The 16,474-nt window shown below is 45.8% G+C and carries 15 protein-coding genes; 14 read left to right on the top strand and 1 reads right to left on the bottom strand.

Annotation, left to right across the window (positions count from 1 at the left end; all coding sequences use genetic code 11):
* Positions 1 to 613 precede the first annotated feature (613 nt).
* Both gltB and NSQ38_RS29475 read left to right on the top strand, forming a co-directional pair.
* The gene (gene gltB / locus NSQ38_RS29480) at positions 614 to 5,212 is read left to right on the top strand and encodes a glutamate synthase large subunit (protein WP_339785685.1); all 4,599 of its coding nucleotides are present in this window, start codon (positions 614 to 616) and stop codon (positions 5,210 to 5,212) included.
* Positions 5,213 to 5,442: 230 nt separating this feature from the next.
* The gene (locus NSQ38_RS29475) at positions 5,443 to 5,598 is read left to right on the top strand and encodes a hypothetical protein (RefSeq protein ID WP_221819112.1); all 156 of its coding nucleotides are present in this window, start codon (positions 5,443 to 5,445) and stop codon (positions 5,596 to 5,598) included.
* Between the two features lie 97 nt (positions 5,599 to 5,695).
* Here NSQ38_RS29475 and NSQ38_RS29470 read toward each other — a convergent pair whose 3' ends face one another.
* On the bottom strand, positions 5,696 to 6,064 hold the full coding sequence (locus NSQ38_RS29470) for a helix-turn-helix transcriptional regulator (protein ID WP_017690127.1): 369 nt from the start codon (positions 6,062 to 6,064) through the stop codon (positions 5,696 to 5,698).
* A 378-nt stretch (positions 6,065 to 6,442) separates the two neighbouring features.
* Between NSQ38_RS29470 and NSQ38_RS29465 the strand changes: the two genes are divergently transcribed.
* The 12 genes from NSQ38_RS29465 (at position 6,443) to NSQ38_RS29410 (ending at position 16,441) form a co-directional block, all read left to right on the top strand.
* Complete coding sequence (locus NSQ38_RS29465; protein ID WP_339785683.1) at positions 6,443 to 6,847, top strand: hypothetical protein; 405 nt, start codon at positions 6,443 to 6,445, stop codon at positions 6,845 to 6,847.
* Positions 6,848 to 7,002: 155 nt separating this feature from the next.
* On the top strand, positions 7,003 to 7,761 hold the full coding sequence (locus NSQ38_RS29460) for a CpsB/CapC family capsule biosynthesis tyrosine phosphatase (protein WP_105597655.1): 759 nt from the start codon (positions 7,003 to 7,005) through the stop codon (positions 7,759 to 7,761).
* Positions 7,762 to 7,799: 38 nt separating this feature from the next.
* A complete protein-coding gene (locus tag NSQ38_RS29455; protein WP_017690124.1) occupies positions 7,800 to 8,549 on the top strand; it encodes a Wzz/FepE/Etk N-terminal domain-containing protein in 750 nt (249 codons plus the stop codon).
* A complete protein-coding gene (locus NSQ38_RS29450; RefSeq protein ID WP_221819114.1) occupies positions 8,530 to 9,207 on the top strand; it encodes a CpsD/CapB family tyrosine-protein kinase in 678 nt (225 codons plus the stop codon). Before NSQ38_RS29455 ends, NSQ38_RS29450 begins: the two co-directional genes overlap by 20 nt.
* A gap of 189 nt (positions 9,208 to 9,396) precedes the next feature.
* Entirely contained in the window at positions 9,397 to 10,299 is a 903-nt protein-coding gene (gene galU, locus NSQ38_RS29445; RefSeq protein WP_339785681.1) for a UTP--glucose-1-phosphate uridylyltransferase GalU, read from the top strand.
* A 35-nt stretch (positions 10,300 to 10,334) separates the two neighbouring features.
* Entirely contained in the window at positions 10,335 to 10,994 is a 660-nt protein-coding gene (locus tag NSQ38_RS29440; protein WP_047844154.1) for a sugar transferase, read from the top strand.
* A 34-nt stretch (positions 10,995 to 11,028) separates the two neighbouring features.
* Positions 11,029 to 12,405 carry an O-antigen ligase family protein gene (locus NSQ38_RS29435; RefSeq protein ID WP_339785679.1) on the top strand — a complete coding sequence of 459 codons (1,377 nt, stop codon included), beginning with the start codon at positions 11,029 to 11,031 and terminating at the stop codon, positions 12,403 to 12,405.
* Entirely contained in the window at positions 12,402 to 12,860 is a 459-nt protein-coding gene (pssD, locus tag NSQ38_RS29430; protein ID WP_036668906.1) for a PssD/Cps14F family polysaccharide biosynthesis glycosyltransferase, read from the top strand. The genes NSQ38_RS29435 and pssD overlap by 4 nt, the downstream gene beginning before the upstream one ends.
* On the top strand, positions 12,857 to 13,336 hold the full coding sequence (pssE, locus tag NSQ38_RS29425) for a PssE/Cps14G family polysaccharide biosynthesis glycosyltransferase (protein ID WP_339785677.1): 480 nt from the start codon (positions 12,857 to 12,859) through the stop codon (positions 13,334 to 13,336). The genes pssD and pssE overlap by 4 nt, the downstream gene beginning before the upstream one ends.
* Positions 13,337 to 13,373: 37 nt before the next feature.
* Positions 13,374 to 14,441 carry a glycosyltransferase family 4 protein gene (locus tag NSQ38_RS29420; protein ID WP_338591952.1) on the top strand — a complete coding sequence of 356 codons (1,068 nt, stop codon included), beginning with the start codon at positions 13,374 to 13,376 and terminating at the stop codon, positions 14,439 to 14,441.
* 21 nt (positions 14,442 to 14,462) lie between these two features.
* The gene (locus tag NSQ38_RS29415) at positions 14,463 to 15,407 is read left to right on the top strand and encodes a glycosyltransferase family 2 protein (RefSeq protein ID WP_338591954.1); all 945 of its coding nucleotides are present in this window, start codon (positions 14,463 to 14,465) and stop codon (positions 15,405 to 15,407) included.
* Positions 15,408 to 15,418: 11 nt separating this feature from the next.
* Positions 15,419 to 16,441, top strand: coding sequence for a glycosyltransferase (locus NSQ38_RS29410; protein WP_339785676.1), 1,023 nt, complete (start codon positions 15,419 to 15,421; stop codon positions 16,439 to 16,441).
* Positions 16,442 to 16,474: the final 33 nt, after the last annotated feature.

The raw sequence follows: 16,474 nt of genomic DNA, 5'->3' as shown, positions 1-16,474 counted from the left end.
GAAATTATGCAATATAGTAGTCAAATAGTGCAAATAGCCTGTGGCCCCAAAAAGGGGTTGCAGGCTATTTTGTATACAAATGCATAGAGAAGTAAATTTTCGCTGGCTTAAGCAGTGAAAATTTGGTGGAATTATGGATAAACCTAGGCCGCACATGGAACGATTTTCTTCTGTCAGCAATTTAATTCAGTTGTACTCTGGCATAAAAAGTGTATAATTATTCGAAAAAGAGATGAATTTAAACGTCACTACTGTAAAGCTGTACTGCAAAACATTTCTTATCAGAGGTATTAAAAAGTTTAAATTGCGCTGATGTTAGGTCGGTGTTAAAATAATAGAACTATATCAAAAAAACGTCGCTCCATTTCAGTAGCCGTGCCAGCGGCTGCGTGTTGATTTATACATGCTGTTTGCCGGATCGTCCGGATCAGCTCATCTCATTCAATGGCTTCTGCCCAATAGCGGGCATTATTTTTGACAGTCTCATGCTGTCACCTCTTCTATCTAGCAGGCTCTATCGCAAGCGAAAGGCCAGCTCCTCCCGTTTCATTGTTGCCTGTTGCCTATGTTCTTGATCTTTCCGAAATACTTCATTATAGAAAGGTTGCGTTCCATGAGACACATCGGATTACCTCCAAAACAGGGTCTGTATGACCCGCAGTTCGAAAAAGACGCATGCGGAATGGGTTTTGTTGCCAACATCAAAGGAGTACCTTCACACGATATCGTTAGTCAGGCACTGACCATGCTCAGTAACATGGAGCACCGTGGAGGACAGGGAAGTGAACCGAATTCCGGCGACGGAGCAGGTATCCTGATTCAGATTCCACATCGCTATTTTGCACAGGAAGCAGAACGTCTTGGTTTTGCATTGCCAGAACAGGGTTTCTATGGCGTAGGGATGTTGTTCCTTTCCCAAGACCCTGCCATTCGTAGTGCACATGAAGAGAGCCTTAAGAAGATTATTGAAGAAGAAGGACAGACGTTCCTGGGTTTCCGGGATGTTCCTACTTTTGATGAAATGCTTGGCCGTTCTGCGCTTGCAGCGAAACCTTATGTACGTCAGGTGTTCATTGGAAGATCCGCAGATGTGAAGGATGAGCTTGGATTCGAGCGTAAGCTGTATGTTATTCGCAGACGCGCTGAGCTGGCTATTCGTTATTCGGCAGATGAAGCAGAAGGCGGTTCATTCTACCTTCCAAGCTTGTCTTGTCGCAAAATTGTATATAAAGGCATGCTGACAACGGAACAGGTAGGAGAGTTCTATCTGGATCTGCAGCAAGACCTTGTTGAATCGGCTATTGCACTTGTGCATTCCCGTTTCAGTACAAACACCTTCCCAAGCTGGGAACGTGCCCACCCGTATCGCTTCATGATCCACAACGGTGAGATCAACACGATGCGTGGTAACGTGAACTGGATGCATGCTAGACAGTCCTTGTTCGAGAGCGAGTTGTTCGGTGACGACATCGCGAAAGTAAAACCGGTCATCAATCCAGACGGTTCGGATACAGCGATGTTCGATAACACGCTGGAGTTCCTGTATCTGAGCGGCCGTTCCCTGCCACACGTGGCCATGATGATGGTTCCTGAACCTTGGAGCACAGATGAGGGCATGGATCCTGCCAAAAAAGCATTTTATGAATATCACAGCACAATGATGGAGCCTTGGGATGGACCAGCAGCAATGGCCTTTACAGATGGTTTGCAAATTGGTGCAACACTTGACCGTAACGGTTTGCGTCCAGCTCGTTATTATGTAACCAAGGATGACCGTATTATCCTGTCCTCCGAAGTTGGGGTACTTGATATCGCGCCGGAAGAGATCCTGTACAAAGATCGTCTGCGCCCAGGTCGGATGTTGCTTGTGGATACACAAGAAGGCCGCATCATCGCGGATGAGGAAGTAAAAGCAATCATCGCAGCCGAGAATCCTTATCAGGATTGGCTTGATGAGCATTTGATGGATCTGAGCGAGTTGCCGGAAGCACCGGAACTTCCTGATCCAAAACATGATAACGTGACCCAGCTTCAGCTGGCATATGGTTATACATTTGAAGAACTGCGTAAAATCCTGGAGCCCATGGCAACAACAGGTATGGAAGCTACGGGTTCGATGGGTTATGATGCACCGCTGGCTGTGCTGTCGGATCGTCCGCAGCGTCTGTACAACTACTTTAAACAGATGTTCGCCCAGGTAACCAACCCGCCGATCGATGCAATCCGTGAAGAGATTGTAACGTCTACGGCAACAACCATTGGTCCTGAGCGCAACTTGCTGAACCCTGAACCGGAGAGTTGTCGCCAGATCCGTCTGGATACACCGGTATTGTCTAATGAAGACTTTGCGAAGATTCGCCATGTGCGTCGCCCAGGCTTCCGCTCCATGACGATTCCAATCTTCTTCACCGCTGCGGAAGGAGCAGAAGGACTTCGCAAAGCGATGGATTTGCTCTTCGAAGCTGCAGATCGTGTCATCGACAAAGGTCATAACATTCTGATCCTGTCTGACCGCGGTGTGGACGCAGAGAATGCTGCCATTCCTGCGTTGCTTGCTGTAGCAGGTCTGCATCACCATCTGATTCGCCAGGGAACCAGAACAAAAGTCAGCATTATGCTCGAATCGGCAGAGCCGCGTGATATTCACCATTACGCGTTGCTGCTGGGTTACGGTGTAAGTGCAGTGAACCCTTATCTGGCTTTTGAAACGCTGGATGACATGATTCAGCAAGGGTTGCTGCGTGGTATCTCGCATGAGAAAGCAGTGAAAAACTACATTAAAGCAGCTACCAAAGGCGTTACTAAAGTGTTGTCCAAAATGGGGATTTCTACGATTCAATCGTATCGTGGAGCTCAAATCTTTGAAGCGGTAGGTCTGAAATCAGACTTCGTTGACCGTTACTTTACCTGGACACCTTCCCGTATCGGTGGAATTGGGCTGGAAGAAGTGGCAGCCGAAGCGCTGACACATCATAACCGTGCCTTTACTGAAAAAGACGGTAACGATAAAGTATTGGATTCCGGTGGGGATTATCAATGGCGTAACGACGGAGAAGAGCATCTGTTCAATCCGCAAACCATTCATACCCTGCAACATGCGGTACGCACTGGGGATTACAAGCTGTATAAAAAATATTCCAAACTTGTACAAGGTGAGAATGATCAATTGTTGACCATTCGCTCCATGCTGAAGCTGAAACCGGTTGGAGCTTCCATTCCACTCGAAGAAGTTGAATCCGTAGAAGATATCATGCGTCGTTTCAAAACAGGTGCAATGTCCTTTGGTTCGATCAGTAAAGAGGCACATGAAGATCTTGCCATCGCTATGAACCGTGTTGGAGGTAAATCCAATACCGGTGAAGGTGGAGAAGATCCGGCTCGCTTCATTAAAGATAGCAACGGGGATTCCCGTCGCAGTGCGATTAAACAGGTAGCATCTGGACGTTTTGGTGTTACATCCAACTATTTGGTTAATGCCGACGAGATTCAGATCAAAATGGCTCAGGGAGCTAAACCAGGTGAAGGCGGACAGCTGCCAGGACGTAAAGTGTATCCTTGGGTTGCTGAAGTTCGTGGATCTACACCGGGTGTAGGTCTGATCTCGCCACCACCGCATCACGATATCTACTCAATCGAAGATCTGGCAGAGTTGATCTATGACTTGAAAAATGCCAATCCGCGTGCTGAGATTAACGTGAAGCTGGTATCGGAAGTTGGCGTGGGTACCATCGCAGCTGGTGTAGCCAAAGGCCGTGCCGATATTATCCTCGTCAGCGGTTATGACGGTGGTACAGGTGCATCACCGCAAGGTTCGATTCGCCACGCAGGTATGCCTTGGGAACTAGGTCTTGCAGAGACACATCAAACGCTGATGCTGAACAATCTGCGTGACCGTGTTGTCCTCGAAACAGACGGCAAAATGCTTAACGGCCGTGACCTGGCGATTGCTGCCTTGCTTGGAGCAGAAGAGTATGGATTCTCTACGGCACCGCTCGTTGCACTTGGCTGTATCATGATGCGTGTCTGTCAGATGGATACCTGTCCGGTTGGTGTAGCGACACAGAATCCGGAATTGCGTAAAAATTATATGGGTGATCCAGCTCATGTGGTTAACTTCATGCGATTTGTTGCTGAAGATGTGCGTGAGATCATGGCTGATCTTGGTTTCCGTACTATTCAGGAGATGGTCGGACGTACAGATTGCCTCGAAACGGTAGAAGCCGTAGATCACTGGAAGAAAAAAGGTGTGGATCTGTCTGTATTGCTGCACGTGCCTGAAATGCCGGAAGGCTCTGCACGTTACCGCACACAGCATCAGAATCACCAATTGGAAGAAACGCTGGATATGCAACAATTGCTGCCACTGGCACAGTCTGCTATTGAATCCGGTCAACCGGTTGAAGCGGTGCTTCCAATTACAAACGTTAACCGTGCAGTAGGTACCATTTTGGGTAGTGAGATCACACGCAAATATGGACTCGCAGGATTGCCTGAAGATACGGTTAAATTCAAATTTGTCGGCTCTGCCGGACAAAGCTTTGGGGCCTTTGTACCTAAAGGTATGACCTTGACCGTTGAAGGGGATTCCAATGACTACGTAGGTAAAGGACTGTCCGGAGGTAAACTGATCGTGATGCCTTCTCCGAAAGCAACGTTTGAGGCGGAAGATAACATCATTATCGGTAACACGGCTCTCTACGGAGCAACAAGCGGCGAAGCGTATATCCGTGGTATTGCGGGTGAGCGATTTGCTGTACGTAACTCGGGCGCCAAAGTCATCGTTGAAGGTGTAGGCGACCATGGTTGTGAGTATATGACAGGTGGACGTGTCGTTGTACTGGGCGATACAGGTCGTAACTTTGCAGCAGGGATGTCCGGAGGTATTGCCTATGTGTATGATCCGGAAGGCACATTCCTGAAACGTTGTAATCTGGAAATGGTTCTTTTGGAGCGTATCGAAGATGTGGCCGAAAGTGCAGATCTGCGAGGCATGATTCAACGTCATGTTGCCAATACAGGAAGTGCTGTCGGTCAGCGCGTTCTGGATAACTGGCAAGATGCGCTGAATCAGTTCGTTCGGGTTATTCCGAAGGACTTCAAACGTATGACAGAACAGATCGAACGGGTTCAGGCAACAGGTTTGACGGGAGAAGCAGCGCTGCTTGCAGCATTTGAAGCGAATATGCGTGAACTTGCACGTACTGGAGGTTAATAACTTCCTTGTTCAAAGGTATAAGTGCATGAACAGGTTGTATTAAGAATAATAGGAGCAATGTGGTTGCCATTCCGGCACCATATTGCTCCTATTTTGCTTTCGACAAAATTAGAACCCCTTCAAAAAACGTTATCGCCATGAGACGACAACATCGAAGAACGTTCTCAAGTATAATAAGGCTAGTTTTGGAGGGCAGGGAAAGTATAAAGATAAGAGAGGTTAGCGGAATGAATATGAAGCATCCAAACAGGGACGATCGTAGGCCGACAGGTAAACCAGTCGAAGCAACCCAGATGGACATCATGAAAGTTTTACTGCAATGCGGAATCGACCCGGAGCGTTGGACCCATTTCGTATCCTCCGTCAACAACAAGCGTCCTTGACACAATAGACAAGCATGGAATGAAAGGGAATTAAGACACAAAAAAAGCCCAGAAGCCAGAGAGGTTATCTCTCGGGAACTGGGTCCTCTTTTCGGGTTTAGTCCATACTGCGTTCCATTCGGACAAACGCAATAAAACGACGTGCCTCTTCTTCTGTTAAGGACTTCCCATCAATCATCAGATCGAAGCGTTCCAACACTTCCTTATCCGATAACTCCAAGGTATCAACGAATTCACGTACGTCTTCATCCATCACGACATCGCTTTGCTTCGTACGTCCTATAAGATAATCAATAGACACCTCAAAGATGTCAGCAAGTCTCGTTAACACTTCGAAATCCGGTTTACGACGGTTCTTCTCGTAGTGGGAGAGAGCAGCTCTGGTGATATGAATGGAGCTCGCAAGTTCTTCTTGAGTAAGTCCCCGCTGTTCCCGTAATTCAGCAATGCGATTTCCGTAGCTCATAAGCTATTTCCCCCTGAACGACATCAAATATATATTGAAACAATCCTGAGCCAAGTGTTTGATCAGGGCAGCTTTCCTGCAAAAGAGTAACTCCTCATGTGTTTCCTTTAACCCATTTCCATTTGTAAATAGGTCTGTCTAAGGACATCTCAAATTGTCGTAAATCAAAAGAACCATGTCCAAATACCGCTTGACATGATACGTATTGTATCGTAAATTGGACGTATGGAGTTACAAAATGTATCATTTGGAATATTTTAAGTATCTCCTTGTTGCCTGGACCATATACCTGTGAGAAGGAAGTAGAGGCAGTCCATGTAGGCTAATCCATTCTAAAGGAATGAAACCATGTATTCAATAATTCAGGAATGGGCTGATATGAAATTAAATGTCCATATGTACATTCAGGAGTTTCATGGGAAAATGGTAGACCGCAAAAGACGCCCTGTTCTGTTACTTGGAATGGACACTCAAGCAATCACCTTCCTGAGCGACCTGAACTTGCCAGTATCATCAGAAATGCTCATTGGTTTGGATGTTGAAGATCATCATGTATGTGTAAGACTTCACGCAAGGTTGCAATGGAAACAGCCCTTCGGAGAGCTCACAATGTATCATTCAAACTTGCATATTCAGCACGAACAGAAACTATATATAACTGGACAGTTAAACACAATGCTTACTGAAGTTCAGTTTCCCGCGGTTTCCCGTTTTCAGTATGAAAAGGCAACAGAGCAGAAGGCTCTGCAGAAACCCTATCATTACATTGATTTCACCATATAATTCCAAGTCGATTCTTAACATTTTCTGAACAAAACATGTACTTAACGCCATTTTACTATATTTCATAGCGTTATGCATTAGTTCTTTAACACCAAAAGCATTTGCGCAATGAATAAAGGGGCGAGGGGGCTCATACTATTTCAGGAAGTTTGGATATGGTTGAAATGCACTGCCACATATTATCCGGCCTAGATGATGGTCCTGTTCGAATGGAGCAGTCCGTTGCGATGGCTGAGAAGGCGGCAGCCTCAGGAATTACCTCCATTATTGCTACTCCGCATCACCTGAACGGGCAATACAACAATGAACCGATGGTGGTCAATCAGGCCGTGAACCTGCTTCATGCAGAACTTCGCAAACGTAACATTCGCTTGGAGATCCGTCCCGGACAGGAGATCAGGGTGCATGATAACCTGATTGGAGACTTATATGCAGGAAAGTGCTGCACACTCGCCGGAAGTCGTTACATGTTGCTGGAACTGCCCTTTGGTCATATTCCCTCACAGTTCCCCAGGATACTGCATGAATTACGAATAGCGGGAATTACCCCTATTATTGCTCATCCGGAACGCAATCGTGTCATTTTGAAGAAGCCAAGGTTGTTGGCTGATTACTTGAGTCAGGGCGGACTATGTCAGCTCACAGCTCAATCTTTCACTGGGCTTTTCGGACGGAAAGTTCGGCAGTGGTGTTTTCATTTTTGTAAAGAAAACGGGTTTCATTTCATTTCATCAGATGCACATGATACGTGCAAAAGGACATTTGCCATAAGTGAAGGAGAGCGGGCCATCGAGCGTCGTTTTGGAGCTGAAGCCGTTAAGCGGCTGGCAGAGAATGCGTCGCACATTCTATCGAATTCGTGTCTGGTCACTGAACGCTGGAAACCTCGCAAATGGCTACTGTCCATCTGGTAGTTACATAGGATAGATCACAACGTATAGGAGGAATGAAAGTGGAACTGAAAGGATATTTTCGACTCTTACAAAAGAAACTGTGGTTGATTGTTGCAATTGCTTTGATAGCCGGTGTGGGTGCAGGGGTCAAAAGCATTTTCTTCACCCAGCCCATCTATGAGGCAAGTTCCAAACTGATCGTGAACCAGACCTCTAACGTTCAAGGCCAGGCGATGATGGACTTTAGCATGATTCAAACCAATATCAAACTCATTAACTCATACAGAGAAATTATTAAATCTTCGGCCATTATGGATAAAGTCGCTACTACGTATCCGGACTTAGGCTTAACCTCTGCTCAACTCATGAATAGCACCTCCGTCTCTACAGCCAGCGAATCCCAAGTGATGAGCATAACTGTACAAGGGACTACCTACGAAAAAGCCGCCAAAACGGTCAATGCCATCTCCAACGTGTTCCAATCTCAAATCCCCCTAATTATGAAAATCGATAATGTGGCTATCCTCAGTGAAGCAAAAGTGGATAGTAACGCATCTCCAATCAATATGAAAACCACATTAAGCATCATTGTCAGTCTGTTCGCAGGTCTTGTGCTCGCGATTGCACTTGTATTCTTGCTGGATTATCTGGATGACACATTCAAATCCGAAACTGAACTTGAAAAAGAGCTGGGCCTGCCTGTGCTTACCGTGATATCCAAAATGAAAAAAGATGATCTGAAAAATACGAAAAATTACGTGTCTCAACAGAAAGTGGGGGATGGCAAATATGTCGCGGCAAACCAATGAAAATAACAGTCTGGTGACCTATTTTAACTCCAAATCTCAAATCTCGGAGGGATACCGTAAATTACGGACGAACATCCAGTTCTCCTCAATCGACAGTCATATCAAAAAAATCATGGTGGCTTCCGCTGAATCCGGCGAAGGCAAGACCACAACCATTAGCAACCTGGCGGTAACCTATGCCCAGGAAGGCAAAAAAGTTCTGCTGATCGATGCGGATCTGCGCAATCCTTCCTTGCACCAGGTGTTTTCCGTACCCAATCATATCGGTCTGAGTAGTGTGCTGTCTAATCAGTACAGTGTGGAAGACGTGCTTAGAGAGAGCTACATCGACAATCTCCAATTATTCACTTCTGGCCCAATTCCGCCGAACCCTTCCGAGATGATCGGTTCCAACCGGATGAAAAGGCTGATTGAGAAGTTAGAGGATCAATATGATGTCATCATGTTTGATACACCGCCGGTGCTCGCTGTAACGGATGCACTCATTGTGAGTTCGCTGTGTGATGGTGTGCTGTTGGTCGTGAACTCGGGCAAGGTCAAGAAGGAACTGGTGAAGAAGACCAAGGCTGCTCTGGAGCATGTGAATGCTCGAATCCTGGGCGCAATCCTGAACAATATCAAAAACGTTGCAGTTCCGGTGGGTTACGGAGAGAAGTAAATCTTCCATCCAATGCTCCCAAGTAAACAGGTAATGTCTACTGCACCTTTATCACTGTAGGCACTCGGTCATGCTGTGGGTTCAATGAACCTTAGACGTTAATCGTCGAAGGTATGACGTGAGGACGGGTTAGATGCCCTGGTTCAACTTTTATCAAACTAAAAAAAAAAAGAGGATAGGGTGGTATTTATGAAAAAAGTGAGAAAAGCAATCATTCCTGCAGCTGGACTAGGTACACGATTTTTGCCAGCCACAAAAGCGATGCCCAAAGAAATGCTCCCTATTGTGGACAAACCAACTATACAGTATATCGTTGAGGAAGCCATTGCCTCTGGAATTGAAGACATCATCATTGTAACCGGTAAAGGGAAGCGGGCAATTGAAGATCATTTCGACAACGCTTTTGAACTGGAGCACAACTTGCTGGAAAAAGGGAAACTGGGCTTGCTTGAAGAGGTCCGCAAATCTTCTAACGTGGATATCCACTACATAAGACAAAAAGAGGCCAAAGGACTTGGTCATGCTGTCTGGTGTGCACGTAACTTTATCGGTGACGAACCTTTTGCCGTGTTGCTCGGAGATGACATCGTCGTATCGGAAGTGCCATGCACCAAACAATTGATTGATCAATATGATCAGGTTCAACATTCCATTGTTGGCGTACAGACCGTACTTGCTGAACAAACAGACAGATACGGCATTGTAGACCCGCTTCAATCGGATGGCCGTTTGACAGAGGTTCTCAGGTTCGTAGAGAAACCTGCCCAAGGCACAGCGCCTTCCAACCTGGCGATTATGGGGAGATACGTACTGAGTCCAGAGATTTTTGATCATCTGGAGCAACAAGAGATTGGTCAAGGGGGAGAGATTCAATTAACAGATGCGATTCAGCGCTTAAATGAGACACAAGGAGTGTATGCTTACGATTTCGAGGGAGTACGTTATGACGTGGGCGAGAAACTGGGATTCATTTTGACAACCATCGATTTCGCTCTGCAAAAACAGGAACTTAGAATTCCAATGCTGCAAGCTCTGCAACAGATTCTGGAAAAAGAGTCGGTAGAACATGCAGCCGGGGGGGAGTTTGAATGAGTCCATCTCCCCAATCGAAGGAAGCGGAGATTGTTATGGACCCAAGTCTGGGGTACAATGCATCAACGATGTCAGGACAAAATGCGGATAAAGTGTATCTATTTATGAAAAGAATGCTCGATTTGCTGGGTTCTTTCATAGGTTTGATCATTTTGTGCCCCTTGTTTGCGGTCATCGGATTACTGATCAAAATCGAGGCCCCGCAGGGGTCTGTTTTTTTTCGTCAGGTACGGGTGGGACAGAATGGAAAAGAGTTTCATATGTACAAATTCAGGTCCATGGTTGCGAATGCAGAAGATCTGCTGGAACAATTGATTGATCAGAATGAAGTGAATGGAAATATGTTCAAAATGAAAAATGATCCCCGCATTACCCGGATTGGCAAGTTCATTCGGAAAACCAGCCTGGATGAACTGCCTCAGTTGTGGAACGTATTCAGAGGAGAGATGAGTCTCGTTGGACCCAGACCGGCTCTGCCCAGAGAAGTGAAGAACTACACTTCCTATGACAGACAACGCCTTCAGATGATCCCGGGATGTACGGGATTATGGCAAGTCAGCGGTCGAAATAGTGTTGGTTTTGAGGAAATGGTGGAGCTGGATCTGACGTATGCCCGTGAGCGCAGCATGATGGTGGATATCAAAATTATCTTCAGAACGTTCAAGGTGCTGGTAGGTTCGAAGGATGCGTTTTGAAACACGATTCTGGCTTTGAGGTGGCATAGCAGATATGCAAAAGACCGGTATACTTGCTGCATTAAATATGAAGTCGTTTAATATCATTCTTTTTTCGCTGGTAATTGTCTTCGCAGCAATCTATCTTCCGCTAGTCTCGGTTGTTGCACTCATAGCTGTGATTCTGCTGGGCGTTTATATTAAACAGCCCAGCTGGATTTTTATGATTCTCATCGTAAGTTTTTCATTGTCCATTGATAAAATATTTAGCATTCATCTGGCAGGACTGGATTCGCTGTCCTTCTACAAGCTGGCGATTCTGGGTTTTGTGGTCTCTCTTTTTTTACGCTTTGGTATTCGCAAAGATCTGATCTATCCTGCACTGGCGATTGGGTTTTTATTTGTGGAAAGTTATTTTCTATCTGATCTGCCCAGCAAGGTTAGTCCGCTCGATCCATTTAAGGCCTTTCTGGGAGTCATTGTTCCTTTTTTGTTGCTGATGCCCCATTTTTCAAGAGAGATCAGTCAACGAATTATACGTGTACTCGCATGGTTGCCGCTGTTCAGTCTGGCTGGTGGTTATATTCTGCAACTCGCCGGCATATTGTCCATTACTAACCTGGAGATGTCGGGTGTAACCCGGTTACAAGGAGCTAACATCGCCGCGCATCTGGCCATGTTGTGTTTTATCTCCATTTGTGTCTGTCTGATTCAGATCAAGCAAGGCCATCAGGTTGTTCTGTATTACATGCTTACCTTGACACATCTGGTTATTCTGGTCCAGACGGGAACAAGGGGGCCGCTTATTGCGCTTATTCCGATTATACTGGTCTATCTTTTTGATCAACTGAAAGCCTTCATCAAAGGCAGAGTCAGTGCCATTATTCCTCTCATTCTGTTTGTTGTCGCTGTGGCCTATATGGTGATAGCGCAGTGGGACAATTATGAGATGAGGTCAGAGAGCAAAGGCTTGTCGGGAAGGGATGTAGCCTGGAATTATTTTATTGGCAAAGCAAATGAGTATCCGATATTTGGACGTGGACTCGGCTCAACTCTCGTAGCGAATGATGGAAGTATCTTTTCTGGATTCGTTGTTCCGCATAATGAATACATTCGTTTTTATTACGATGGAGGTTTAGTTGGAGCCATCCTGTTGTTTCTAGCGCTGCTGCTGGTGTTCCGGGCCGTGTACTTCCGGTTGAGCGGCATGAACCGGTTGTATTTTGCCGGAATGATTATCGGTTTCCTGACCTATTCCTTTTTTGACAATACCCTGTCCACGGTTCATCTGATTGCTCCATTCTGTATCTTCCTGAACGCGTTATATGCTACGGGAAATAGAGTTCATTCCAAGTCAGTGGCTGAAGCAGAAGTGGATATACAGATACAGAGAGCCAAGGACGTATCCTTTTCAAAGGAGATTAGAACATGAAGGTCTGTTTGATCAGTTCTACAGGCGGTCATTTTGATGAATTAACCAAAATTATTCCTGCGGTTGAAGAACATGATTATTTCCTGATTACCGAGAAGAATAAAAGCAGAAAAGTAGAATCGTCTCAGGGCAAAGTATACTTCTTAATGCAGCAAGAGCGTAAAAATGCGATGTTCTTGCTAATCTTTGTGGCTAATATTATCAAGTCGTTCTTTCTATATCTGCGTGAGCGTCCAAAGGTGATCATTACAACAGGGGCGGGAGCTACCTACCCTTTTTGCCTCATCGGTAAAATCTTCGGTGCCAAGCTGATTTATATCGAAAGTTATGCCAAAATCTATTCCTCCAGCGCAACCGGGAGATTGATGTACAAAATCTCGGATGAGTTCTTCATCCAATGGGAAACGTTGCAGGATAGCTATCCCAATGCGAAGTACAGGGGGGCTTTATTTTGATATTTGCTATCGTTGGAACCCAGCGTTTTCCCTTCAATCGGATGTTTGAGCTTATTGATGAGGCGATTGAGGCAGGAATAATTGAAGAAGAGGTTGTTGCCCAATCCGGATATACCGAGTATAAGCCGCGAAATTTCACTGTGATTCCTTTCCTCACGCAGGAAGAGATGAATGAATATGTGGAGCGCAGCAGATGCATTATCTCTCATGCGGGTGTTGGCTCCATTACGAATTCGCTCGAACGTGGCAAGCCGGTGATCGTCATTCCACGCCGGAAAGAATGGGGCGAGCATGTGGATGACCATCAGCTTGAGATCTCCAAGGTTTTTCAGGATAACGGCTATGTGGCCGTCGCGGAGAGTCAGGCTGATTTGCAAAAGCTAATTCCTTGCATAGAGGAGCTGACGTTCCAGCCCTATATAAGAAAACAGTCTGATCTGATCTCATCCATTAAAAATTACGTGAATAGTCTGTAAGTGGTCTGAAGATTAACGATGAAAAAAGGAGTCTATCATGAAACCAAAAGTATTGGTTGTTGGATCATCCTTGAAGGATATGGGCGGAATTGTGAGTGTCATCAAAAACATTGAGGATTCCTCCATCTCGGAAATGTACGCCATGCAGCGGGTCGAAACGTATATCACGGGCAGCGTGTTCTCACGACTGCTTATTTTTATACGGGGATTCATTCAATTCTGGATGAAGCTGTACACGTTTAAGCCGGATATCGTGCATATTCATATGGCGAATAACGGGAGCTTTTATCGGAAGTCTCTATTTCTGCTAACGGCACGAAAGTTGTTTCGAAAGTCAGTCATTCTGCATATTCATGCGGCCAGCTTTGATGATTTCTACAATCAATTTGCTCTGCAGCGCAAGTATTGTCACTACATTCTGAATCAGGCAGACAAGTTGATTGTCTTGTCCCAGACGTGGAAAGAATACTTTGCTACGATTGTGCCGGAGACAGCGATTGAGGTTCTTTATAACGGGGTCTTTGTCAAAGAACCGTTTGCGAGAGAACAACAGGCAGCCGTTAATGCTCTCTTCATGGGCAGACTGGGTGAGCGAAAAGGAGTCTACGATCTGCTTCAGTCCATTCAGCAATTGAAGGCGCTGGGCGTTACTGCCACCTTTAATCTGGCAGGGGATGGTGAAGTCGAAGAAGTCAAAGCAATCGTGCAGCAGTATGGAATAGAGGATCGTGTCAATGTACTCGGCTGGATTAACGGAGAGCAAAAGGAAAAGCTGATGCGGGAAGCGGATCTACTGGTCCTGCCTTCTTATCATGAGGGATTACCTATGGCCATACTTGAAGCAATGAATTGTGGCTTGCCCATTATATCGACCACCGTCGGAGGCATCCCCGAAGTGATTACATCCGGTCATAATGGGCTGTTAATCGAGCCGGGAGATGTGCACGGGCTGACATCAGCGCTGGAATATCTCATCATGGATGAAGAGGTTAGAGCAAGAATGGGTTCACATAACAGAGCGATTATATCGGATAAGTTCGATATGAATCTTCTCGTGGGCAGATTGTCAGGAATATATGATGCACTTCAAGTGAAGGTATCCTAGTGAACAGGAAAAGGTGATGAAATGAACCCCTTGGTATCTTGCATCATTACGACCCATAACCGGGCCGAGTTATTGAAAAATGCGTTGAGAAGTGTACGGGAGCAAACACATCCGTATCTGGAGATTTTCATTGTGGATGATGGTTCAGAAGATCAGACGCCAGAAATCTGTCAGGCGTGGACCCGGGAAGATTCACGGATTCGGTACATCCGGGTTCCATATCCCAAAGGAGCCAACCATGCACGGAATGTAGGGATATCCCAAGCCAATGGCAAGTACATTGCCTTCCTGGATGATGATGATGAATGGATGCCTGACAAAATAAAAAACCAGGCGGAAGTGCTGGAGCGTACACAGGAATCATTCACCTTTTGCAGCAAGTATCTCGCATACACGAATGAGCAGCATCAGGTGGTCAAACGGAAATTGTCGGTGGAACCTCGCGATGTTATTCGGTATGAGGATCTGCTTACATTCAACTGGATCGGGGAAACGTCCAAAATCATGGTACTTACCTCACTGGCCCGTGAAGTTCGATTCGATGAAAATCTGACATCCGCTCAGGATTATGACTTTTATCTGCGCATATTGAAACGAGGCTACATCGCCGTGAATGTGAAAGAACCGCTGGTGGATATCAACATCCACAGTGGACCACGAATTTCAACCTCTACAACGGCCAAGTACAAGGGCCAACGCAAGATTATTTTGAAATACTACAATGACATGTCCAAGGAACAGAAGCGCCGTCAGTTACACCATTATCGAATGCTGGAATGGTCGAGAAATACGCTTCGCAATAACGTTTATTTGAAAAAAGCACTGTCGCTGTATCCCTGGTGGAAAGATTGGGTACTGCTCAAGCGTAATACCAAAATTATGCTGCAAGGATTTCTAATGAGATTTCATGCAAGGCGCGCAGTTGGAACGTATACAGAGGAACCTGTGCGAATGAAACTAAAGTAAGAGGTGCCTGGATGGAAAATCCGACGGTGTATATGCTGCCCAAGATGATTGAGAACAATAAATTCAATGAGCTGTTATCCGATTCCATTGAGAACAAAGGATGGGAAGTGAAACAGTTTACCAAAAGAGATCTACTCAAACTGAAAAAAAATGATGTGCTGCATTTTCATTGGCCCAGCTTCTATTACAGAGGTTCTTCACTGCTGACAACAGTGATCAAGTCCATTCTGTATGTATTGATGATTTGTTTTGCACGCTTGCGTGGGGCCAAATTGTTCTGGACGGTGCATAACATCTGGCCTCACAACAGCGGCAAGACGCGGTTTGATTATTGGATGAGAAAAATACTGGTCCAAAATTGCTCCAAGCTGATTGTCATGGGTAAACCCTTGATCTCTGAGATCTGTTCGACGTTTGGGATTGACTCCAGCCGGATCGAGGTTATACCGCATGGACATTACAAGGGAGTGTATCAGGGTAAAGGCGTGAATATCCGCTCCCGGTTTGGCATCCCGGAGGATAGTTATGTGTATGCGTTCTTCGGTCAGGTGTCGCCGTATAAGGGCGTGGATGATTTGCTGGAGGCATTCAAGGATCTGGATTCCGAACAAGCCCATCTGTTGATTGCCGGTAAAAAGGTGAAGGATTATGACCTTGGAGATGAATTTCTCAAGAGTGGACATATTCATACCCATTTTCATTTCATTGAAGATGATGAATATTCGGACTATTTTGATGCAGTCGATTCGATCATCCTTCCTTATAAACAGATTGCAACTTCTGGCAGTGCGATTCTGGCATTGACCTTCTGTAAACCGGTGGTGGCACCACGGATTGGCTTGTTGGAGGAATACCTGCCGGAAGATTGTGCGGTACTCTATGAACCTTCGGATCCGGATGGATTGCTCAAGGCAATGAATATGATCCGATTAAAACAATCGGAGTTTCAGGAAGGCAGTGGTTTTGTCAAAGCGTTGGAGCGGCTGGATTGGCCAGTGATTGCCCAAAGGACACTTACCCTGTACTCCAGTTAGTGCAGATGAACGGGTGGACCTAATTGAAAAATA

Origin of the sequence: Paenibacillus sp. FSL R7-0313, from assembly GCF_037969885.1 — a bacterium.
Lineage (GTDB): Bacteria > Bacillota > Bacilli > Paenibacillales > Paenibacillaceae > Paenibacillus.
This window is presented reverse-complemented; position numbering and strand designations above follow the sequence as displayed.